This window comes from Clostridium akagii DSM 12554, from assembly GCF_000686725.1.
Classification (GTDB): Bacteria; Bacillota; Clostridia; order Clostridiales; family Clostridiaceae; genus Clostridium_I; species Clostridium_I akagii.
Window position 1 is genome coordinate 214,213 of record NZ_JMLK01000007.1, and the last position, 23,223, is coordinate 237,435.

A 23,223-nucleotide genomic window follows, 5' to 3' on the forward strand; every position below is an offset into this window, starting at 1 on the left:
CTAATTTATTACGGATGATTAAGTTATCTCAAAATCATTTTGATTAACAAGGTAGCTATAATAGGAATCATTATTCATTAGCTTACTATGATTTCCAACTTCAAGTATTGCACCGTTTTTCATAACAATTATTTTATCAGCATTTCTTATAGTAGATAATCTATGGGCAATAACAATGGTAGTTATATTTTGAGCAATGTTATCTATAGCCATTTGTATTAATTTTTCTGTTTGAGTATCAATATTGGCAGTGGCCTCATCAAATACAAAAATAGATGGATTGTGAGCTATGGCTCTTGCAAAAGATATTAGCTGCTTTTCACCTTCGGATAGGGTATTGCCCCTTTCCATGACAGGTTCATCAATACCAGCATCAAAATTTTTAATAAGATCTTTAACACAGGACATATTTAGGGCTTTATCCAATAGTGATGGTTCAACCTGATCGTTTAAAGTAATATTGCTCCTTATAGTTCCAGAAAATAAAAATACATCTTGAAATACCACCGCAATATTTTTTCTTAGAAATTCAAGGTTAAGGAGATTGATATTTATCCCATCTATTAAAATTTCTCCCTTTTGAATTTTATAAAATCCATTCAAAAGCGTTATTATGGTGGATTTTCCTGCCCCGGTTTCGCCAACAAAAGCTACAGTTTCCCCTTTTTGTACTTTAAAACTTATATCTTTTAGTATCCAATCAGAATTATTATATGAAAACCAAACATGATTAAACTCTATGTTACCCTCAATTTTATCTAGTATAGAACCAGCATCTAAAGATTCAAGAGTGGGCTTTTGATCAAGTAGTTCAAAAATTCTATCTGCCGAAACTAAAGCTGATTGTATTGTGGTATATTGGTCTGCTAAGTCTGATATTGGGTCAAAAAAATTTTTAATATAAGTTGTAAAAGCATATATTACTCCAATTTCTAAAGTGTGATTTGCAATTTTATTAACACCATAAAAAAGAAGTATTGCTATGGTTATGTTTTGGAAAAACTGAGTTCCCGGTTTTAATATACTGTTTAATTGAACTTGAAGTACAGTACTTTTAAAATAACTTTGATTTAGTTTTACAAATTCATCATGTTTTTCTTTTTCAGCTTTGAAGATTTGAATAATTTTCATACCAGATATATTTTCAGCCATAAAGCCATTTATCTTGCCTATTATACTTTTTATATTCAAAAAATTTTGTTTTATCCTCTTTTTTAGAAGAAATAGTATCAATGACATAAGTGGTAAAACTGCCAGTGAAATAAGGGCAAGTTTGAAATTCAAAGCAAACATTGCATATATTATTCCAATTAAAAGAAAAACATCTTGAAACAGATTTAAAATTACATCTGTATACATATCACTTATTGATTCAATATCGTTGGTTGCACGAGTTATAAGCCGCCCAGAGGAATTATTATCCAGATATTTAAGTGGAAGATGTTGTATTGTAGTAAAAACTTTACTTCGCAAATTCCTTAAGATATCCTGGCCAACTTTATTTATTATGTTTTCTTGAGCATAGGAAAAAAAGTTACCCAAAATTGACACAATTAAATATAATATTCCTAAATTAACTATTGAATATAAACCCTTAGAGGGAAGGCGTTTTACTAAGAAATCGTCAATAACTAATTTTAATATATATGGTTTAATTATTATAGATAAATTTATAAGAAGTACGCATATAGCTGCAAGTAAAATTCTTTTCATATGTGGTATTGTGAGTTTTAATAATCGTTTTAAGCTACTTTCTTTATTAGAATAAAAATCATGATTTTCCGTCTGCACATTGTTCATTGTAGATTTCATAATAAAGCCCCCTTTCTTTAATAAGTTGGGTATGGGTTCCTCTTTCACAGATAGAGCCTTTATCAAGTACTATTATTTCATCAGCATGTGCCACGGCAGATATTCTGTGAGCAATTATTATATTTGTTTTACCCATCCTTAGCTTTTTTAAATTGTGAAGCACTTGTTTTTCAGTTATGGTATCAACTGCAGAAAGTGAATCATCCAATATTAAAACTGAGGGATTTTTTATTAGAGCCCTGGCAATTGAAACACGTTGTTTTTGACCACCAGAAAGATTTACGCCACGTTCACCTAGTAGGCACTCAAACCCGTCTTTAAATCCTAATATGCTTTCATAAATAAGCGAATTTTTAGAAGCTTCTTCCAAATCATTTTGAGAATAAATATCTTTAAAAAAAGAAATATTATTTTTTATTGTGTCTGAAAATAAAAAATTATCTTGGGGAACTATGGCGAAGCTCGTTCTTAAGGAATTAATAGGAATAGTGTTTATGTCCTTTCCATCAATAAATACTTTGCCAGATTCTAAATTGTATAGTTTAAAGAGGCTAGTGGCTAGAGTGGTTTTTCCAGAACCAGTTTTACCTATGATTCCAAGAGTATGACCTTTAGGGAGTTTAAGATTTATATTATTTAAAGATTTTGTCTTAGCAGCAGGGTAAATAAAGTCAAAATCTTTAAATTCAATATTTCCATGCAGATCAATTGACGAGCCGCTCAGAGCATCTTTTATTTGAGGCTTAACTTTAAAAATGTCATTTAGCCTACCAAGGGAAGCCATGCCTCGTTGATATACGTTTATAACACGTCCAATTGATACTATAGGATTCATAATCATAGTTAGATAACTATTAAATGCAACAAAATCACCTAAAGATATTTTTCTTTGTAGAACCATATTACCGCCTATAATAAGATTCATAACAAAACTTATGCTAAAGGAAACCTCTATAACTGGGGTTAAAAGGGAAGAAGCTCTAACCATACTTAGGTTAGAATCTGAAATCTGTTTATTTAAAGTTTCAAAATTTTCTATTTCACTTGATTCTTGTACATAAGCTTTAATAACTCTAATGCCGTATATATTTTCTTGAACTTTATCAGATATATTTGAAAAATTTTCTTGAACCCTTCGAAATCTAATTTTTATAATTTTGCCTATTTTAGTTGTAAATATAACTATAAAGGGAATTGGAAGTAGGGTTATTAGAGTAAGCCTTAAATCTATGGCATTACACATTGAATATATTGAAACTATGCATAATACTATTCCGTTTATAGCAAGAGCTGTGGCAGGACCAAAGGTCATCCTTACAGCAGATATGTCGTTGATTGCATAGGCTATAAGGTCACCAGTTTTTCTTTCACTATAAAATTCAGGCGACATTTTTTGAAAATGTAAAAATAGTTTTTCTCGAAGATCGCACTCAAGTTTCCTAGCATTTCCTATGACAAGGTTTCTCCACACAAATGTAAATACAAAAGAACCTATGGATATTAGGGCTATGTAAAAAATATCTATAAAAACCATTGATTTATTGATAGTTTTTACACTCAATAAATCAATAGCTTTTCCAAGGATTTTAGGAAAAAGTGCTTGAACGTAAGAAGATAATATCATGAAGATTATGCCAACAGTATATGTGAATTTATGCTGCTTGAAGAAAGTGAGAATTTGGTTATCTGTCAATGTTATACCTCCCAATTATTTTGATGGCTTAATAAATCTTAAATAAATACAAATGCCCTCTATAATATAATTAAAGTTATTTAACTTAATTATATTATAAAGAGCACTACATTATCAAATCTTAACATGAAACTATATTGATTTTTTCTATCATTCGGGTAAATCTTTTATATTTTAAATTTTAGGACCGCTTCATTTAGTTTTTCAGCAAGATCAGCTTGGGTCTCAGCTGTAACTGACACATGAGCTATAGCAATAGTGGTTTCATTAATTCTTTCTTTTATGTTGTTGGAATGCTCAGCAGAAATTTCAGCATTAGCTGCCATATTTTGTGCAGCGTTATTTACTTCTCCAACTGTAGCTGTAATCTCCTCTGACATAGCCGCAATTTCTTCTGACATTTTACTTACAAAATCAGAATCTTCATAATACTGATCACCCATTTCACCGAAAATTTTAAATTGGGGGTTTACGTTTTGGTTTATAAAGGATAACATATCTTTATTTGTTTCTGTACTGGCTTTAAATGCATATTGCACCTTTTTAATCATATCTTGAATTCCATCGACGGCCTGGGATGACTGTTCTGCAAGTTTCCTGACTTCTTCAGCAACTACTGCAAATCCTTTTCCAGTTTCACCTGCACGAGCCGCTTCTATTGCAGCATTTAGTGCTAAAAGATTGGTCTGTTCTGCTATACTAGCTATAGTCTCAGCCATAACTTTTATGTTATCAACTACCTTACCGCTATTTATAGCTTCAAGTATTTTACCCTCCTTATCTTTATATATACTTTGTGTTTTGTGTATTGCTTCAGTACCGTTTTTTTGTACTTGTTCTGCTCTTTCTTTGGATTTTTGTGACATATTACTACCACTCATAGCTTTACCTGAAAGTTCATTTATACTTGAATTAACTTCTTCAATGGATGCAGTTATTTCTTCAGAACCTGAACTTGTTTCTTGTATGCTAGAAGATATATTTGATACCGCTACCTTTATATTTTCAGCTTTTGAAGACAGTTCTTCAACCGTTGCAGCCAAATCTTCACTAGAAGTACTTATGTTTTGAGAATTTTCTATTATTGATTTAACAAGATCCTTTATGTTTTGCTGTGCCGTTATAATCGCGTTACCTAATTTTCCGAATTCATCTTTCCTTGAAATTGAATAACTTTTAGATAAATCAAAATTAGCCAAATCCTCTGATATACTAATCATTTTAGCTAATGGTAAACTTATATCATTTGTCATTATAATTCCAAGTGTTATAGCAAGAATCATACCAATGGCTAGGACACACCACATTGTTAATGTTGATAAATTGGCTATTGAATTATTTTCGTTGTAGGCACTTTCTGACTGCGTGTTGTTTAAATCTATAAGTTTGTCCAGGTTATCAATCATTGTATTTCTACTAATTGATACTTTTGTCATAAGTTCATTACTTGCTTCATCATAGTTACCACTTTGAATTAATTTAATTACAAGATTTTTTGCATTACTATATTCAATAATTTCAGCTTTTATTGTTTTCCACTGCTTAATATCTTGATTAAAATTCACTAAACTATCATAAGTATTAATGTAATTGTTGTTTTCCGCCACTATAAGGTTTATACCAGCTTCCATACTTTCTTGATTAGAATCTTTATTATAAACTAAAATATCCATATCATCTTTAAGTATTTCAAGATTTTTTTCTAATTCACCTAATATTTTTATACTTTGTAAATTATCTGAGTACATTATCTTAGAATTTGTACTCAACTTTTTTAATGATGCTGTGCCTATAAAGCCAACTACTCCAATAAGCAGCGCTAGGATTATAAATGATATGATTAACTTAAATCTTACATTTATATTCTTAATAAACAACATAATTTTACCTCCTTTTATTCTTATAAAATGTGTAATGCAAGAAAATTATTGTGTAATTCAACTCTAAGAGTTAATGCAATCGTTTGCACTATCCATAAATTATATGTTATATGTTTGTAAATGTCAAATGTATCCTTATGTTTTTTATTTAAGAATATTTAAGATATTAATGTAGATTTACGGTCTATAAATTATAAATAAAAACAGCATTAATATCTGTGAATATTAATGCTGCTTATGCGTTATCAACTATTTTATACTTCCGGCGGCAACTGATTTTAAAATATGTTTTTGTGCAAAAAAGTATAAAATAATCACTGGTATTATGTCAAGTATCAGCCCAGATAAGGCTAAATTCCACTGCTTTGTGTATTCTCCGAAGAAGAAGAATGTTTTTAATGGAATTGTAAGGGTATTTGGATTGTTTATTACTAGGGATGGTAATAAGTAATCATTCCAAATCCATACTGAATTAAGGATGGCAACCGTAATGGACATAGGTTTCAGGAGAGGGAATATTATATACCAAAAGGTTTGAAATTTATTACAGCCGTCTAGTGTTGCTGCCTCATCTAGTTCCACTGGGATACTTTTTAAAAATCCGTGGTATAGGAAAATAGACAAGGAGGCGCCAAAACCAATGTACATAAAAATTATTCCACCAATGTTTAAAAGGTTTAATTTTCCCATAAATCTTATAAGTGGAAGCATTACAGCTTGAAAAGGGATAATCATAGATACTATGAATACCATAAGAATGATATTACTAATCTTGCTTTTTGTTCTCTCTAGCATCCATGAGGCCATGGATGAGAAAATAATAATTAAAACAACGCTTACAACAGTTATAAGTAGTGAATGGAAAAAAGATTGAGCAAAGTCTAAGTCAATGAAAGCCTCTTTAAAATTGTCTAGAGTATAAGTTATTGGCAATGACAATGTGTTTTTAAATAATTCTAGCTTTGTTTTAAAAGCATTTACTATAATTATGTAAAAGGGAGATAAAAATAATAGGCCTAGTGCAATACTTAATACTGTTATTAAAATATTTGGCAAACTTAATTTTTTCTTTTTTATCATCATACCTCAACCTCACCTTTCTTAGAAAAATATACTTGAGTTAAGGAAATAGCACCTACAACCAAGAAGAATATAACAGCCTTTGCCTGTGCAACACCCATAAGGTTAAACTGAAAAGCAGTATTATATATATTCATAGCAAGCATTTCAGTTGAATTTGCAGGCCCCCCAGCAGTTAATGATAAATTTTGATCGTAAAGCTTAAATGAATTTGCTAGTGTTAGAAATATGCTAACAGTAAATGCAGGTCTTACTAATGGTATTGTTATATTTTTAATTTTTTGCCATTTGGAAGCACCATCAATTTCTGCTGCCTCATTTAATTCAGGTGGAATATTCTCTAATGAAGCAATATAAATTATCATGAGATAACCTGACATTTGCCAAGCCATAATTATAACTAAACCTGCCAGACCAGTTGTTCCATCTGATAGCCAACCTAAAAGCCAATGCTCATGAGTAGCAGTTCCAATAGCAGAAAACACTTCCATAAATATAAATTGCCATATAAACCCTAATATAAGACCACCAATTAAATTTGGCATGAAAAATATTGTTCTTAAAAAGTTATTGAGTTTAGATTTTCTTGTAACCAAAAGGGCAAGCCCAAATCCAAAGACATTTAAAATAATAAGGGATAAAATAGTAAATTTCAATGTAAAGATGAAAGAATCAGTAAATGATGCATCCTTTAAAGCAGTGACATAATTTTTAATACCAACCCAAGCTACACTGGAATTAATTCCATTCCAATCTGTAAAAGAGTAATATATGCCTGTTACGAGTGGAACTAACTGAACTAGAGTGTATGCAATAAGAATTGGAGCTAGAAAACACCAAAATGATATATTTTTCTTTTTCATTACCCTTCCTCCTTTGAGAGACTATTTGATAAAAACCTGGAAAGGCTGTTAAGCATATCCAGGATTTATTGACTTAAAATATATATGTTACTTTCTTGAAGACACCCAATTGTCTTTAGCATTTTGAACTAGTTGAGTCCAAGGTAAATCACCAGAAATGTATTTTTGAATATCAGCACCTAATTTATTTTGTCCCCAACCAGTAGGATACCCCATGAATACCCAAGGAATAGTGTTCTTTTCATTTGAATATTTTGTAATATCTTTTGATATTGGGTCAACAGGTTGTAGATCTTTTGCTTCATAACCCTTAAGAGCTGGTATAAATTGAAAATCATGAATTATCATTTGTTTACCTTTATCAGATGTATATAACCAATTTAAAAAATCTTCAGCAGCTTTTTTTGTATCAGTATCCTTATCTTTATTTATAGCCCAATACATTGGTACTCCAACATCAACTGCACCATCCTTAACACCATCAACTGGTATAGGAAGTAAACCCATGTTAGTAGCTATAGTTTTATCTATGCCATTTACAGTTCCATAAATCCAGTTACCTTGTTGAATCATAGCAACTTTACCTAGAGAAAATTCTTTTTCAACTTGAGTTGAATAATCTACACTAGTTATAGATTTATTACTTCCATCTGGTTTATATGCATATTTAATCTGTAAATCTAACAGCTTTTTTAGAGAATCATTATATTTAAAATCTATAGTTTTTGCATTGAATGCAGAAACGCCATCCTTTAATTCAGGTGCAAGAGCTGCATTAGAAAGATGAAGACCTTCCGTCCAAGTTTCTTTTCCTGATAATGCAAAAACAGAATCAATACCCAGATCTTTCTTTTTTGAATCAAGGGTTTCTGAAGCTTTCTGTAAATCTGTATATGACTTTATAGTTGACGGATCTATGCCTGCTTTCTCAAATATAGCTTTATTATAAATAAATCCAAATCCTTCTAAATCAAAAGGCATTCCATATATTTTGTTACCTTCTTTTACTGCGTCTAAAGTTCCATCGTATGCTTTTGAAATCCAAGGCTGGCTGGATAAGTCCTCAAGTTTATTTTTCCAATCTTTAGTATCCTGTGGGCCACCAATATTGTATATAGTTGGTTCACTTCCTGAAGCAAATTTTGTTTTTAGTGCTGCACCATAATCTTGACCACCACCAACGGTCTCAATATTTAATGTAACGTTTTTATGATCTTCTTCGTAAGCTTTTACGGCCTTTTCAAGGGCAGTTTTAGCCTCAACTTTAAACTGGAAAATATTAACGGTAATGTTTTTACTGTCAGAAGAACTGTTAGTACCACAACCTGAAAATAGCGTAATACTTAGGGTTAACACACAAGCTAATGCTGTAAGTTTTTTGATTCTTTCCATATATACCCCTCCATATAATATAATAAGGATATAATGCAATCGATTGCATTATATCCTTATTATACATAAAATGTTTATTAATGTCAAATACATCTTAGTAATTTTTTAATATTTATACTATGCTGTATCCACGCTAATAATCTAAAGAAAATGTGGGATTATTAGTGTGGTACACGCCTTATTAACGATTTCTCATAAAGGATAACAGACCTCTAAGCATAATGGATGCTTAGAGGTCTGTTAATAGGAATAGATTAGGTCAAAATCCATCTACCTGGTTTGAAAAACGTTGTTTAGCCTAGGGCATTAAACTTACGATTTCAGACAAAGCCGTGCTTATTGGAGTTACTGGACGAGAGATTAACCTTTCTAAATCATTGCTCTCAATTTCAAGTGCACCACTTCGAATAGCTTTCTGAATGTCAACTAGGATAGGAATTACAAAATCCGGTACCCCAGCACCTTTCATTTTATCAGCGTAAACATGGTCATCTACCTGCTCAACGTGTACTTCCTTGCCGATTACTGTTCCAAGAGTAGACGCCAAATCTTCTTGAGTCATGAGCTTTCCTGAAAGCTCATAGATTGTATTCTCGTGTCCTATACCCGAAAGTACAGCAGCTGCAGCATCTGCGTAATCTTGTTGTACTGCCCAGCCTACCTTTCCAGTTCCAGCAGATGTTATCCAAGGTGAGCCTGCCAGCACTCCTTGAATGCTTCCAATCTCATTCTCCAAATACCAGTTGTTTCTAAGGAATGAGTAAGGAATTCCAGTTTTTAGAATGGCTTCCTCAGTTCTACGATGTACTGGAGCAAGGAATAATGAGCTCTCACTTGCATTGACTAAACTGGTATAGGCAATGAACTTAACTTTAGCTTGATTAGCCGCTGCCACAGCATTTGCATGCTGGCTAATTCTCGTTTCATTGTCACCATCCGTTGATATAATTAATAGTCTATCAATGTCTTTAAAAGTTGAAGCCAATGTTTCAGGGTGATCAAAATCACCTTGTCTAACTTCCACTCCATGTTCCCGTAACCACCCTGCCTTCTCTGGATTACGAACACTGACAGCCAGTTGACTTGCTGGTACAGTTTTCAGTAATGTCTCTACAACTTTTGATCCGAATTTCCCTGTTGCCCCTGTTAATAATATTTTCATAGTTCTTCCCTCCATATATGCTTTGCCATTGGTTACCAAGTGCCGTACTCTCGGCCTAAGCAAGTGGAGAATACGCACAGCAATTTGGTTCAAAGCTAGTAATTTATTTTAAATTTAAAACTATTGCTTTAGGTCTACTCATAGCCTCAATACTGTATCTTATGCCTTGGGTTCCCATACCAGAAGATTTAACTCCAAGGAATGGGAAATGATCTGGTCCTCGCTCAGTTTTATTGTTAATCTGAACAGCACCAACTTCAAGTTTTTGGGCTACATAAAATGCATCATTTATATTTTCTGTAAAAACTGCAGATTGAAGACCATATTCAGATTCATTGGCGATTTTTATACCTTCATCCATATCATTAATACGAATAATAGGAAGTACTGGACCAAAAGGTTCTTCCCAAGCTAGTCTCATGTCAGTAGTAACATTATCAATTAGTGTAGGGTATATCAAATTATCTTTTCGCTTATTACCGACTATAAGTTTTGCTCCTTTACGTATTGAATCATCTATGAGTTCTTGAACAAAGTCAGCAGCTTTATCACTAATTAGTGGAGTTATATCTACACCATCTTCAGGACTACCAACCTTTAATTGTTTGATTTTTTCTGTAATAAGCAGGGTAAGTTTATCTGCTACATCATTTACAACTAAGACTCTCTTTACTGCAGTACATCTTTGACCAGAATATCCATAAGCACCTGCAACTATATTACTAGAAGCTAGGTCTAAATCAGCGTCCTTAAGAACTATTGCAGCATCTTTTCCACCAAGCTCAAGAAGCAACGGAACCATATCAGATATTTTTGATATGTGTCTTCCAACCTCGCTACTTCCTGTGAAATTGATAAAGTTAATATCCTTATGAGCAACGATATAGTCACCTATTTCCGAACCTTTACCAGTTACAACGTTAAGAAGTCCTGCAGGAAGTCCTGCTTTATTAAATATTTCAGCTAAATATAATGCGCTTATGGCACCTTGTGTAGGTGGTTTTAAAATCACACTGTTACCAGCTATAAGTGCTGGAGCAATTTTAGAAGCTGAGAGGTTAACAGGATAATTAAATGGTGAGATTGCAAGCACTGTACCTAGAGGTATTCTTGTAACAAATGAAATCTTGTTTTTTTTATATCCAGGGAAACTATCAGCGCCAATGGTTTCACCTTCAACATGATTTCCTTCACTTGCAGTAAAATTAATAAAATCCACTGTCCTTTTTACTTCGGAAGTTGCTGATTTTGAATCTTTAGCAATTTCTTTCTGCATTATTTTTGATATTGTTTCTACATTTTCATCTAAAAGTGCGGCTACTTTATATAGTACTTCAGCACGCTCATTAATTGGTGTATTTCCCCAAGCTTTTTGGGCTTCTTTAGAATTTTCAATTATTTTATCTACTTCATCCTTTGAAAAAGCTTGGATTTTTCCAACTAGACTCTTGTCCACAGGTGAATATATTTCTATAGTTTTTTTACTATTACTTTCAATCCATTTTCCATTAACTAAACTTTTGTAAGTATTTCCACTTAAAATATTTTCAAACATTATATACATCGCCTTTCTAATTTTAATATTCACAATTATATGATTATTTTATGTAGAATTAACAAATATTGATTATCATATAATAATCATAATAGATTAATTAGATTAAATCAAGGGGTATTAGTAAATATATTTTAAATGTTCATACAATTTGGATCTAGTTGCAATTTTTAAAAGAAGTATGTATAATTCTTATATATTAGTTAAAAGAGGCGATTTAATATGACGGACAAAACTAAAAAAAATTATATAGAAGATATTTTTAATTCCATAGGAAATTATGTTTCCAAAGAAAAGGAAGAAGAATTAAGAGAAAAAGTTTCCATTAGTATTAAGGCAAAAATATTTTCAGATGAAATTGAAGAATGCTTGAATTCAAGAGATTTTTCACATGTTGGGCTATTGGATAATTCTTCAGATGATAAAGCTTTTATGTTTTCAACTATATTTCCTATATTCATTAAGGTCAGAGACGCAACATTTAGACTGTATAAACATAAAGTTGAAATAATGCTTTCCGATGATATGAAAGATCGTTTTGTATACATCTTTTCAGATGGTAGACTAACTTCTGGTGAGTTTAAATGTTATAAACTTTATGAAGATGAATATGTGTATATAATTAAAAGGATAATTGAAAATATACCAAAGTTTGAATCGGCTTTAAAAGAAGAAATACATAATTTAGATGCAGAAATCGATGAAGTTGATAAGAAAAAGGACACTTCAAAAATTCAACTTGATAAGGCAAAAAACAATTATAAGCTTTTACTGGATATGCTAAAATAAGCTATTGACAAATATTAAGAAAAGATGTATATTTATAAAAAATATAAAATAAATCTATGAGCAGAAGTAGTAGATATAGGAATTAAGTTAAAGCGAATTTGGGGTAGTGAAAGCCAAGTACTGTAGCTTATATTGAATGGATCTGTGAGACGCAATGTGAAATTTTAGAGTAGCAGTAGCCGGTAGTCTACCGTTAAAAAGACCTGGTATCGAGTGATCTGTACCTTGATTAAAACAGTTTTTTGCTTAGGTGGCATACGAAATTTTACATTTCGTCCTTTATTGGATGAGATGTTTTTTTATTTGTAAAATTTTTCGTATAAATATGCCTAAATAAGTTATATTAACTAAAATGGGTGGCACAAAGTCACTTCATCCCATTACAAGGATGAAGTGACTTTTTTTATATAAAAAAAAAGGTGGGATAGTATGTTTAATCTTACAGAAAATCAATTTTTAGAGTACAAAGAAAAGAAAAAAACATTTCCAGTTACCCTTAAATTAAGTGGAGATGAGTTAACACCTATTTCTATATATTATAAGCTTAAGGGGAGAAGAAAATTCCTTCTTGAAAGTGTATATTCAGAAAGTGAAATAGGCAGATTCTCTTTTCTAGGGGTAGATCCATATTTAACAATAAAAAGTTACAAGGAAAAAATAATAATTGATGACTTTAAGGAAGTTACCACTGCTGATGGGAAGATTTTAGATTATGTAAAAAAATACGTGGATGCGGAATATGATAAATCATTGTTTAATGTTCCATTTACAGGTGGAGCTGTTGGGTATGTAGGTTATGACGTAATAAGACAATATGAAAAATTACCTGATAATAATATTGATGAGCTAAAATTACCGGATAGCTACCTAATGTTTTATAAAACTTTTATATGTTATGACCACTTTAAACATGAAATATATATCGTCTACAATGCATTTTCACAGGACAACTCAAGTTATGAAGATATAACTCGGGAATTAAACAAGATAAAAGAAGATATTACAGCTGATAGCATTATGCATAAATTTAAAGAGGTAGCAAAGACAAAGACTTTTGAATCAAACGTCACTGAAGAAAAATTTTGCACTATGGTAGAAAAGGCTAAGGAATACATAAAGGCGGGGGATATATTTCAAGTGGTATTATCACAAAGACTGAAATTTAAAAATACAGATAATTCATTTGATGTATACAGAAGGCTGCGAGCAGAAAACCCATCACCATACCTTTTTTATTTTGATTTTGAAGAGTTTCAAATTGCGGGGTCTTCACCTGAAATTTTAGTTTCATGTATAAATGGGACTGTGACAACTAATCCTATAGCTGGTTCAAGACCAAGAGGGAAAGATTCAAAGGAAGATGAAAAACTTAAATCAGAGCTGCTTTCAGATGAAAAGGAGACTGCAGAGCACTTAATGCTTGTGGATCTTGGACGAAATGATATAGGAAAAATAAGTGAATTTGGAACAGTAGAAGTTACAAGGTTCATGGATGTTGAGTTTTATTCACATATTATGCATATAGTTTCTGCAGTTTCTGGAAAGCTAAAATCAGGATTAAACTGTTTTAATGCGCTTAGTTCATGTCTGCCTGTGGGAACAGTTTCAGGTGCACCTAAGGTAAGGGCTATGGAGATAATAGATGAACTTGAAAATCTTAGAAGGGGAAGTTATGCTGGCGCAGTAGGGTATTTTTCAGCAAATGGGAATATGGATATGTGCATTGCTATAAGGACAATTATATTTAAAGATGAGTACAGTTATGTTCAAGCAGGTGCTGGAATAGTTTATGATTCGGATCCTAAGACTGAATACAAGGAAACTCTAAATAAAGCAATGGCAATGAGAGAGGTGATTTAGGTGATTTTAATAATTGATAATTATGATTCTTTCACTTATAACCTTTATCAATATGTTGGAGAAATATATGAGGATGTAATTGTAAGAAGAAATGATGAGATAACGGTAGAGGAAATAAAAAATATGAAGCCTGAGGGGATAATTATTTCACCAGGACCGGGTACTCCTGAAAAAGCGGGTATATGTGTAGAGGTTATAAAAAAATTAGGTAGTAAAGTGCCAATACTTGGTATATGCCTAGGACATCAAGCTATTTGTTATGCCTATGGTGGAAATGTAATTAGAGCACAAAACATTAAGCATGGTAAAACTTCAATGATAAAACATGATAAAGATGGCTTATTCCATGGGGTAAAGGAACCTTTACTTGTTATGAGGTATCATTCGCTGGTGGCTCAAGAAAGTACATTCCCAAATAATTTACAAATTACTGCAGAAAGCCTTGATGATGGAGAAATCATGGCACTTAAGCACAAGGAATTTCAGGTTTATGGATTGCAATTCCACCCTGAATCCATTAAAACAGAATGTGGCAAGCTTTTGATTAAAAATTTTGTGGGGGGGATATGCAATGTTACAACAACTAATTAAAAAATTAGCTGAAAAGCAAAATTTAAGTGAGGAAGAATCTTACTCAGCAATAAATGAAATTATGACAGCAGTGACAAAACCAGCATTGGTGGGTGCATTCTTAATGGCACTTCGAATGAAGGGCGAAACTGTAGAGGAAATAGCGGGAGCAGCTAGGGCAATGAGAGATAAGGCGTTACCATTAAAATTAGATTCCACCTATACTATTGATACTTGTGGAACTGGTGGAGACGGTGGTAAAACTTTTAATATATCTACAGCTGTAGCAATTATTGCAGCATCTGCTGGGGTAAAGGTTGCAAAACATGGAAATAGAGCTGTATCTAGTAGCAGTGGCAGTGCAGATGTGCTTCAAGAATTGGGAATTAATATAAATTTAGGTACTGAAAGGGCAAAAAAACTTATTGAAGAAAATGGAATGGCATTTTTATTTGCTCAAAAGTATCATTCAGCTATGAAAAACGTTGGGCCAATAAGGAAAGAACTAGGAGTAAGAACTATATTTAATATTTTGGGACCACTTACGAATCCTGCTTTCACAAAGGGACAGGTATTAGGAGTGTACAGTAAAGAATTAACGCATCCTATAGCAGAAGTTCTACTAAGGCTTGGAACTGAAAAAGCAATGGTAATTCATGGTAAAGATGGTTTGGATGAAATAACCACAACTACAGTAACCTATGTAAGTGAAATTAAAGAAGGCAAGATTACAGATTATATAATTGATCCTACTGACTACGGCATCGCTAGGGCAAAACCTGAAGATATACTTGGGTTTAGTGCTAAGGAAAATGCTGAAATAATAATTGATATATTTAATGGCAGAATTGGACCTAAGAGAGATATAGTTGTTATAAATAGTGCAGCGGCTTTATATGTGGGAAAAGTAGTAGAAAACATTAAAGATGGAATTGTGCTTTCAGAAAAGCTATTAGACAATGGGGTTGTATTTAAGAAATTAGAGGAACTTATTAGGTGCAGTAATGAAGTTTAAATCTTAACAAGGGAGGGAAAATTTTGATTTTAGATGATATAGTGAATTATAAAATGAAACAATTAGAAGAAGAAAAGATTATTGAACCACTAGCCAGTTTTGAAAACAAAATAATAGATATTAAAAATCGTGATTTTAAGGAAAGCTTAAATAAAGATGGAATAAGCATAATAGCTGAAATTAAAAAGGCATCACCTTCTAAGGGCATTATAAAAGACAATTTTGATCCGAAAAACATATCAAAGATATATGAAAAAATAGATATTGATGCCATTTCAGTGCTAACTGAAAGAAAGTTTTTTAGGGGAAGAGATGAGTATATAAAAATTGTTAAAGATATTACTACAAAACCAATACTTCGTAAGGATTTTATAATTGATGAGTATCAGATATATCAAGCAAAATATATTGGTGCAGATGCAGTGCTTCTCATTGTAAGTATCCTTGGAAAAAAGCTAAAAAACTTTTATAAACTTTCACGGCAACTAGGGCTTCAATGTCTTGTGGAGGTACATGATAGAAAAGAATTAGAAATAGCTCTAGAAGCAGAAGTAGATATAATAGGAATTAACAATAGAAATTTAAAAGATTTTGTTGTGGATTTAAAGTGCACAGAAGAACTTATAAAATATATTCCTCAAAATAAGGTTATTGTTTCAGAGAGTGGTATAAAAACCGCTGAAGATATATTGTATCTAAGGTCAATTGGTGCAAATGCAGTGCTTATAGGTGAAACTTTTATGAGGAATATAGACAATATTTCTAATATTAATGATTTTTTAGTAAAGGCAAAAGGGTAGTGCACTATGGTTAAAATAAAAATTTGTGGATTAAAAAGACATGAGGATATCCAATATGTTAATGAACTTTTACCGGATTATATAGGGTTTGTATTTGCAAAGAGTAAGCGTCAAGTGGATTTAGCTAAGGCTAAAATTTTAGGCAGTCAATTAGATAAAGGTATAAAAAAAGTTGGCGTGTTTGTCAATGAAGATGTTAAGCAGGTTAAAAAAATTGCTAAAGAGGCTTATTTAGATGTATTACAATTTCATGGTGATGAGGATGAGAGCTATTTAGCACAATTTAATGATTTTACCATATGGAAATGTAAATCAATAGATATTTCGCTGAAGAATATTGATGAACATGTTATGGATGAAATAAATATTTACCCTATTGAGGGAATTGTTTTGGATAGCAGCAGAAAGGGAGCCTCAGGAGGCCTTGGACAAAGCTTTAACTGGAATCTTTTGCAAAGACTTAATATAGAAAAAAAACTTATACTGGCTGGGGGACTTAGTAGTGAAAATGTGTGTGAAGCAATAGAAATAGCAAACCCCTATGCGGTGGATATTTCTAGTGGTGTTGAGACTGATGGGGTTAAAGATTTTAATAAAATTAAAAAATTTATAGAAAAGGTGAGGGAGCAAAAATGAAAGGTAGATTTGGAAAATTTGGAGGACAATACGTACCAGAAACTATTATGAGCGCTGTAACTGAGCTAGAAGAAGAATTTGAAAAGGCCATGAAGGATGAAAAGTTTATTTCGGAATTTAAGTATTATTTAAAGGATTATGTTGGCAGGGAATCACCACTTTATTATGCTGAAAATTTAACCAAAAGATTAGGTGGAGCAAAGATATATTTTAAAAGAGAAGATTTGAATCATACAGGAGCTCACAAAATAAATAATGCATTAGGACAAATACTTTTAGCTAAGAGAATGGGTAAAAAGAAAGTTATTGCAGAGACTGGAGCTGGGCAACACGGTGTTGCAACAGCGACTATAGCTGCTATGTTTGGCATGGAATGTGAAATATTCATGGGTGAAGAAGACATAAGACGTCAAGCACTAAATGTATTCAAAATGAAGATATTAGGAGCAAAGGTAACTTCAGTAACAGCTGGAGCAGGCACTTTAAAAGATGCCGTAAATGAAGCTATGAGGCAATGGGTTACATGTATAGATGATACTTTTTATGTTATTGGAACCGTTATGGGACCACACCCATACCCAACTATGGTAAGAGAATTCCAAAGAGTAATTGGAGATGAAGCAAGAAGACAGATACTAGAAAAAGAAGGAAGACTACCTGATTATATATTGGCTTGCATCGGTGGTGGAAGTAATGCTATGGGAATTTTTTATCCATTTATAGAAGATACGGGGGTAAAATTAATTGGAGTAGAGGCAGCAGGGCGTGGAGTTGATACGGAAGAAAATGCGGCAACTATAACTAAAGGTTCAGTTGGTGTAATACATGGAATGATGACCTATGTGCTTCAAGATGAAGATGGTCAAATACTCCCTGCGTATTCAATTTCAGCAGGACTCGACTATCCGGGAGTTGGACCTGAACATGCATATTTGCATGATATAGGAAGAGCAGAATATGTATCAATAAAAGATGACGAGGCTGTAAAAGCATTTATGAATATATCAAGTGCTGAGGGAATTATACCTGCACTTGAAAGCTCTCATGCACTTGCATACGCAATAAAATTAGCACCAACACTTTCTAAGGATAAGCTTATGATTATAAACATATCAGGTAGAGGAGATAAAGATGTTAACACTATAGCTAAAATAATGGGGGTAACTTTAAATGAATAGAATAGATTTGAAATTTAGGAAGCTAAGAGAAAAAAATGAAACGGCAATGATTTCTTTTGTAACAGCAGGTGATCCGGATTTTGAAACTACAGCTAAACTTGTTTATGCTATGGAAGAAGGGGGAGCTGACATTATTGAACTTGGAGTTCCATATTCAGATCCCATAGCTGATGGAGCTACTATCCAAAAATCTTCTGCAAGAGCTCTTAAAAATGGTACAACAATAGCAAAAATAATGGATGCGGTTAAAAACATACGTAAAAATACAGAAGTCCCACTAGTGTTTTTAGTTTATTATAATTCTGTATTTAAATATGGAATGGAAAGATTTATAGCACAATGCAATGAGGTTGGTGTTGATGGAATAATAATACCAGATTTACCCATTGAGGAAAGAAAAGATATTCTCTCTATTACAAAAAGATATGAAGTTGCACTTATTCCACTAATAGCGCCAACATCAAAGGAAAGGATAAAAAAAATAGTTGAAAATGCCAGCGGATTTATATATTGTGTTTCAACTAATGGAGTCACAGGTACAAGAACAGAAATAAATACAGATATGAAAGTCTATATGGATACTGTTTCTAAGTTTACAGATATTCCCAAAGCAATAGGCTTTGGAATATCCAGCGCAAAAATGGCAAAAGAATTAAGAACGTATTGTGACGGAATAATTATTGGCAGTGCAATTGTAAAAAAAGTGGACGCAACTGAAGACAAAGAAGAAATGCTTCGAAATGTAAAAAACTTCGTTAATGAAGTTAAGGAAGTACTTAAATAAGTTAAAGGAAATTAAGTTTTACTCTTCTTATTTTTAATTGATTATTTCTGCCACAGCAGAAATAATCAATTAAACCTGTAACTTGTCCCTTTTAACTCATAACTGCATTAAATCGCTTGACATCCATAATGAGATTTCATACAATATATTGTATTAAACTGGTTGTGAAAAGTTGGAAAATAGGTTGTGCAAATTTGAAAACAGGATGTGAGAAAAAGATGAGTGTTACTATAAAGGATGTGGCAAGAGAGGCAAATGTATCCCCTTCAACTGTATCAAGAGTGATAAGTGAGAGCCCTAGAATAAGCGAAGATACAAAAAAAAGAGTTAGAGATATAATTATAAGGTTAAATTATCATCCTAATGTAGTTGCTAGAGGTCTTGCCAATAAATCCACTAATGTTATTGGTATTATTTTGACTAGTGAAATAGAGGATTTGTCTAAGAACCCCTTTTTCATACAAGTTATGGAAGGAATAAGTTCATATGCTAAGAAGCAAGGTTATTATATAATGTATACTTTCTGTTCAAACAAAGAAGAAGAGCTTAAATGTGTAAAAGATTATGTACATGGTAACTTGGCAGATGGGATAATACTGACAACAGTTTATTATGAAGACAGTTGTATAGGCTATTTGAAAGAAGTGGATTTCCCATTTGTTGTTATTGGTAGACCCGAGGATACAAAAAATGTTTTATGGGTAGATAATGATAATTTTCAAGCTATGTACAGCGTTGTAAGTAAACTTTTGATTAGAGGGTATAGGAAAATCGCTTTTATAGGTCCTAAAAATGAAATAAGTGTGGGAAAAGATAGGCTAAATGGATATATTCAAGCTCACAAAGTACATGGTGTTAATATTAATAGGAAATTAATAAAAGAGGTAAATGGGTTTAATGAAGAATGTGGGTATGAGGCAATGAAATCTATACTAGAAGATCAAACTCCAGAGGCAGTAGTAGCCGCTGATGATTTATTGGCATTTGGAACATATAAATATATGGATGAAAAAAATATAGGAGAAATTGCAGTTATTGGTTTCAATAATACCCCATTAGCTGAGTATCATAGACCTAGCTTAACTTCTGTTGATATCAATGTTAAGAAAGTTGGATATTATGCTTCTAAGCTCCTAATTGATAAACTAAAAAATAATATGAATGAGAATCATTATGTAATAGAGACTAATTTAATTGAAAGAGAATCAACGTTTAAGGGTATAAATACAAAGGATAAGATACAAGTCACAAGGTAAGCAAAGTTTCATTAGCTTGTAACTTGAAATTATCCATTAACGGCTATAAACTATAATTTGAATATTTTAAATTTCATAGGTTCTAAGATTAAACCATTATTTAATTGAGTTTTTTCTGAGGTGAAGATATCTACAGCAGTACTAGCTAAAGGTGGCTTAATATTGTACTCTTCATCGCTATTGTTAATAGCAATCAATATGGATTTACCTTCATAACTTCTTTTAAAAACTAATACGTTATTTTCGCAATATATTGTTTTATAATCTCCATATATAAGAGCTTTATTATTTTTTCTAATGCGTATCATAGTCTTATAAAGGTTAAATAATTCCTTGTTTTGTTTTCCCTCGTCCCAGATCATGCATTTCCTACATTGAGGATCTTCACCACCATTAAGACCTACTTCATCTCCATAATAGATATAAGGCACACCTTGATAGCAGAACTGGAAGATAATTGCAAGCTTCATTCTATCTGCGTTATCATCACATTCTGTTAAAAATCTTTTAGTATCATGACTACCAATTAAATTCCAAAGTTGACTTGTTATGCTTCGCATGTAAAGAGTTCTGTTAAAAGATAATATATCATGAAACTTCTCTGCAGATATAGTTCTATTACCGAAAAAATCCACCAACGCAAATTTAAAAGGATAGTTCATTATGCTATCAAGTTGATCTCCTTTTAAGAAAGAATTTGCTTCATGCATTATTTCTCCTATAATAATTGCATCTTTATTCGCACTTTTAACTACTTTACTAAATGCTCTCCAAAAATCATGATCAACTTCGTCACAAACATCCAATCTCCAGCCATCGATACCAATTTCCTTTACCCAATATTCCCCAACCTTTAATAAATAATCTCTTACATCCTTATTATGAGTATTTAATTTTGGCATGTGGCTGATACCGTCACCAAAAGTGTAGTAGGTAACATTTTGTGTATTAACTGGATAACTATCTATAAAATACCAATCCTTATACTTAGAATTCTCCTGATTATCAAGTACATCCTTGAATGCAAAGAAATCACTACCTGAATGATTAAATACGGCATCAAAAATAATTTTAATCCCTTTTTCATGACATTTTTTAATTAAATTTTTAGCAATACTTAAGGTTCCAAATTCAGGGTCAATATCATAATAATCTGCTGTATTATATTTGTGGTTAGAACTTGATTTAAATATTGGAGTTAAGTAAATTAAATTAATGCCTAAATCCTCTAAATAGTCTAACTTTTCAATAACTCCTTGAAGGTCTCCACCAAAACTTGAATTAGTGGTTACTGGACTTCCCCATTTGGCAGTATTTTTAGGGTCATTACTTTTATCACCATTATTAAAACGTTCTAGAAAAATTTGGTATACAACTGATTCTTGTAGCCAAGTGGATTCTTTATATATATCTCCTTCTGCTAAATAAGCAAACTGAAAAGCTGAGGATTGTTCAAGTGGTGGTGCATTTTTTCTAAAACCTCTCTCATCAAAATATATTGTATTATTAGAAGTATCAACTAGTTCAAAGTAATATCTATATCTGTTTCTTGTCACCGATACTTCTGCTTCAAAATAATCATACAAGTCAGCCTGAGCTGCAATTTTCATTTCTTTAACATAGTATGGATCTTTAAAATTATACCTACTTTTATAATGTATATTGCATTTTAGAACATCACCCTTTGCTGTCCTTATTCTTAATACTAGAGTATTCAAATCTTTACCATAGGCATAAGGCGTTTCAGTAATATGATATACTGCATGTTTGTTCATTTTTATCTACCTCACTCTTATCTTTGTGTTTTCAGTACATGAAAAAATACTAAATTCAACAATTTTGATGCTATTTTATTAAAATTCAGTATATTCATTGTGCAATTATAGCATAATTATTTAGTTGTAATTGTATATAACTAATAAAATATGTATATAAATCATGCGATTTATTGTAGTATTATTGAACATGTTTATAAAAAATGATAAAGTTACATTAAAGTTTTTATTTGAAATTAAGGGGTGTAAAACAATGATTGAAACCTTTGAATCTGATATTTGTATTTTTAATAATGACATATCCTTTTTAATGGAGTCAAAAAATATATCAAAAGTATTAAATAATATAAATGAAAAACATATACAGGAAAAAGAAAATGGGCAATCAATTAGTAATAAAAAAAATGATTTGATTATTTGGAATGCTATATATACTAAGGAAATAATAAAAAATGGTGTTTCAAAGAGCGCTCTTCACCCTTTGTATAATAAATTTTATAATAAAATACAGATTATAACTAAATTATTAGATCTACAGGATTTAGAAATCAGTATGGCAAATACATATTTTAATATTTTAATAAATGATATTCAGGTTACTGATAATTTTATGATTAATAAAATGCTTCAATTCATACATGTTAATATTGAAAATCACTTGTCACTTGATAAATTAGCTAAGGACCTAAATATTTCGGTAGGTTATGCTAGCGATTGTTTTAAAAAAAACATGGGTATTTCAGTAATGAAGTATGTTCAAAAAATAAAAATAGATAGAGCAAAAAATTTATTACTGAGTACAGACAATAGTATTTTATATATTGGAATTTTATTAGGTTTTTATGATCAAAGTCATTTTAGTAGAACTTTTAAAGATATAGTGGGAGTTTCGCCTACTGTATATAGAAATAACAATTATGCATAAATTAGAAAATATATAACAGTGATTTCTGAATTTTGCTCAATTGAGTGTGTATATATGAACTACTTAGACAAAAATAAATATATTATAAGTTAAAATTTACAATAAAAAATTCAAATTGCTATTGACTATCAGGACAAACTATTCTATAATCAAATAAAACGTTGCAACCGTTTGCATGAATTTTATAAATTATTTAGA

19 protein-coding genes are annotated in these 23,223 nt (G+C 31.5%); 10 read left to right on the forward strand and 9 right to left on the reverse strand.

The genetic code is table 11. From position 1 onward, the window contains the following. Positions 1–18: 18 nt before the first annotated feature. From BR66_RS0103260 to BR66_RS0103295, 8 genes are all read right to left on the reverse strand, one after another. Positions 19–1,812: an ABC transporter ATP-binding protein gene (locus BR66_RS0103260; protein ID WP_026881612.1), complete on the reverse strand. Its 1,794-nt coding sequence runs from the start codon at positions 1,810–1,812 to the stop codon at positions 19–21. Continuing rightward, positions 1,772–3,505 carry an ABC transporter ATP-binding protein gene (locus BR66_RS0103265; RefSeq protein ID WP_026881613.1) on the reverse strand — a complete coding sequence of 578 codons (1,734 nt, stop codon included), beginning with the start codon at positions 3,503–3,505 and terminating at the stop codon, positions 1,772–1,774. Before BR66_RS0103265 ends, BR66_RS0103260 begins: the two co-directional genes overlap by 41 nt. 167 nt (positions 3,506–3,672) lie before the next feature. Beyond that, entirely contained in the window at positions 3,673–5,385 is a 1,713-nt protein-coding gene (locus BR66_RS0103270; protein WP_026881614.1) for a methyl-accepting chemotaxis protein, read from the reverse strand. Between the two features lie 249 nt (positions 5,386–5,634). Beyond that, on the reverse strand, positions 5,635–6,465 hold the full coding sequence (locus BR66_RS0103275; RefSeq protein ID WP_207641226.1) for a carbohydrate ABC transporter permease: 831 nt from the start codon (positions 6,463–6,465) through the stop codon (positions 5,635–5,637). Then, entirely contained in the window at positions 6,465–7,328 is an 864-nt protein-coding gene (locus BR66_RS0103280; RefSeq protein ID WP_026881616.1) for a carbohydrate ABC transporter permease, read from the reverse strand. Before BR66_RS0103280 ends, BR66_RS0103275 begins: the two co-directional genes overlap by 1 nt. Positions 7,329–7,415: 87 nt before the next feature. Next, positions 7,416–8,720, reverse strand: coding sequence for an ABC transporter substrate-binding protein (locus BR66_RS0103285; RefSeq protein ID WP_026881617.1), 1,305 nt, complete (start codon positions 8,718–8,720; stop codon positions 7,416–7,418). A 298-nt stretch (positions 8,721–9,018) separates the two neighbouring features. Continuing rightward, a complete protein-coding gene (locus BR66_RS0103290) occupies positions 9,019–9,921 on the reverse strand; it encodes an SDR family oxidoreductase (protein ID WP_207641222.1) in 903 nt (300 codons plus the stop codon). 64 nt (positions 9,922–9,985) lie between these two features. Beyond that, positions 9,986–11,437: an NADP-dependent glyceraldehyde-3-phosphate dehydrogenase gene (locus tag BR66_RS0103295; RefSeq protein ID WP_026881619.1), complete on the reverse strand. Its 1,452-nt coding sequence runs from the start codon at positions 11,435–11,437 to the stop codon at positions 9,986–9,988. A gap of 222 nt (positions 11,438–11,659) precedes the next feature. On the opposite strand from BR66_RS0103295, the gene BR66_RS0103300 reads away from it, so the two are divergent. The 9 genes from BR66_RS0103300 to BR66_RS23055 all read left to right on the forward strand — a co-directional run bounded on the left by BR66_RS0103300 (position 11,660) and on the right by BR66_RS23055 (position 20,325). Next, positions 11,660–12,226 (forward strand): hypothetical protein, encoded by a 567-nt coding sequence (locus tag BR66_RS0103300; protein WP_026881620.1) that lies wholly within the window; start codon positions 11,660–11,662, stop codon positions 12,224–12,226. A gap of 429 nt (positions 12,227–12,655) precedes the next feature. Further along, positions 12,656–14,086, forward strand: a complete 1,431-nt coding sequence (gene trpE, locus BR66_RS0103305) for an anthranilate synthase component I (protein ID WP_026881621.1) — start codon at positions 12,656–12,658, stop codon at positions 14,084–14,086. Next, positions 14,087–14,677 (forward strand): anthranilate synthase component II, encoded by a 591-nt coding sequence (locus tag BR66_RS0103310; protein WP_026881622.1) that lies wholly within the window; start codon positions 14,087–14,089, stop codon positions 14,675–14,677. It begins immediately after the preceding gene. After that, positions 14,658–15,671, forward strand: a complete 1,014-nt coding sequence (gene trpD / locus BR66_RS0103315) for an anthranilate phosphoribosyltransferase (protein WP_026881623.1) — start codon at positions 14,658–14,660, stop codon at positions 15,669–15,671. Before BR66_RS0103310 ends, trpD begins: the two co-directional genes overlap by 20 nt. A 23-nt stretch (positions 15,672–15,694) precedes the next feature. Continuing rightward, the gene (gene trpC / locus BR66_RS0103320) at positions 15,695–16,471 is read left to right on the forward strand and encodes an indole-3-glycerol phosphate synthase TrpC (RefSeq protein ID WP_026881624.1); all 777 of its coding nucleotides are present in this window, start codon (positions 15,695–15,697) and stop codon (positions 16,469–16,471) included. Between the two features lie 6 nt (positions 16,472–16,477). Further along, the gene (locus BR66_RS0103325; protein WP_026881625.1) at positions 16,478–17,107 is read left to right on the forward strand and encodes a phosphoribosylanthranilate isomerase; all 630 of its coding nucleotides are present in this window, start codon (positions 16,478–16,480) and stop codon (positions 17,105–17,107) included. Next, a complete protein-coding gene (gene trpB, locus BR66_RS0103330; RefSeq protein ID WP_026881626.1) occupies positions 17,104–18,285 on the forward strand; it encodes a tryptophan synthase subunit beta in 1,182 nt (393 codons plus the stop codon). Before BR66_RS0103325 ends, trpB begins: the two co-directional genes overlap by 4 nt. Further along, complete coding sequence (trpA, locus tag BR66_RS0103335) at positions 18,278–19,069, forward strand: tryptophan synthase subunit alpha (protein WP_026881627.1); 792 nt, start codon at positions 18,278–18,280, stop codon at positions 19,067–19,069. Before trpB ends, trpA begins: the two co-directional genes overlap by 8 nt. Positions 19,070–19,287: 218 nt before the next feature. After that, positions 19,288–20,325 (forward strand): LacI family DNA-binding transcriptional regulator, encoded by a 1,038-nt coding sequence (locus BR66_RS23055; RefSeq protein WP_051624084.1) that lies wholly within the window; start codon positions 19,288–19,290, stop codon positions 20,323–20,325. Positions 20,326–20,375: 50 nt separating this feature from the next. Here the strand turns inward: BR66_RS23055 and BR66_RS0103345 are convergent, their stop codons facing one another. Beyond that, positions 20,376–22,100 carry an alpha-glycosidase gene (locus BR66_RS0103345; protein WP_026881628.1) on the reverse strand — a complete coding sequence of 575 codons (1,725 nt, stop codon included), beginning with the start codon at positions 22,098–22,100 and terminating at the stop codon, positions 20,376–20,378. A 253-nt stretch (positions 22,101–22,353) separates the two neighbouring features. Here BR66_RS0103345 and BR66_RS0103350 point away from each other — a divergent pair, with 253 nt between their 5' ends. Next, the gene (locus BR66_RS0103350) at positions 22,354–23,025 is read left to right on the forward strand and encodes a helix-turn-helix domain-containing protein (RefSeq protein WP_026881629.1); all 672 of its coding nucleotides are present in this window, start codon (positions 22,354–22,356) and stop codon (positions 23,023–23,025) included. Positions 23,026–23,223: the final 198 nt, after the last annotated feature.

Bases quoted from the DNA above. Each gene is read 5' to 3' on its own strand.
- BR66_RS0103345 (WP_026881628.1), bottom strand. From the start codon at position 22,100: ATGAACAAACATGCAGTATATCATATTACTGAAACGCCTTATGCCTAT.
- BR66_RS0103325 (WP_026881625.1), top strand. From the start codon at position 16,478: ATGGTTAAAATAAAAATTTGTGGATTAAAAAGACATGAGGATATCCAA.
- BR66_RS0103270 (WP_026881614.1), bottom strand. From the start codon at position 5,385: ATGTTGTTTATTAAGAATATAAATGTAAGATTTAAGTTAATCATATCA.
- BR66_RS0103295 (WP_026881619.1), bottom strand. From the start codon at position 11,437: ATGTTTGAAAATATTTTAAGTGGAAATACTTACAAAAGTTTAGTTAAT.
- trpD (WP_026881623.1), top strand. From the start codon at position 14,658: ATGTTACAACAACTAATTAAAAAATTAGCTGAAAAGCAAAATTTAAGT.
- BR66_RS23055 (WP_051624084.1), top strand. From the start codon at position 19,288: ATGAGTGTTACTATAAAGGATGTGGCAAGAGAGGCAAATGTATCCCCT.
- BR66_RS0103300 (WP_026881620.1), top strand. From the start codon at position 11,660: ATGACGGACAAAACTAAAAAAAATTATATAGAAGATATTTTTAATTCC.
- BR66_RS0103285 (WP_026881617.1), bottom strand. From the start codon at position 8,720: ATGGAAAGAATCAAAAAACTTACAGCATTAGCTTGTGTGTTAACCCTA.
- trpB (WP_026881626.1), top strand. From the start codon at position 17,104: ATGAAAGGTAGATTTGGAAAATTTGGAGGACAATACGTACCAGAAACT.
- trpE (WP_026881621.1), top strand. From the start codon at position 12,656: ATGTTTAATCTTACAGAAAATCAATTTTTAGAGTACAAAGAAAAGAAA.
- BR66_RS0103280 (WP_026881616.1), bottom strand. From the start codon at position 7,328: ATGAAAAAGAAAAATATATCATTTTGGTGTTTTCTAGCTCCAATTCTT.
- BR66_RS0103350 (WP_026881629.1), top strand. From the start codon at position 22,354: ATGATTGAAACCTTTGAATCTGATATTTGTATTTTTAATAATGACATA.
- BR66_RS0103275 (WP_207641226.1), bottom strand. From the start codon at position 6,465: ATGATAAAAAAGAAAAAATTAAGTTTGCCAAATATTTTAATAACAGTA.
- BR66_RS0103260 (WP_026881612.1), bottom strand. From the start codon at position 1,812: ATGAAATCTACAATGAACAATGTGCAGACGGAAAATCATGATTTTTAT.
- trpA (WP_026881627.1), top strand. From the start codon at position 18,278: ATGAATAGAATAGATTTGAAATTTAGGAAGCTAAGAGAAAAAAATGAA.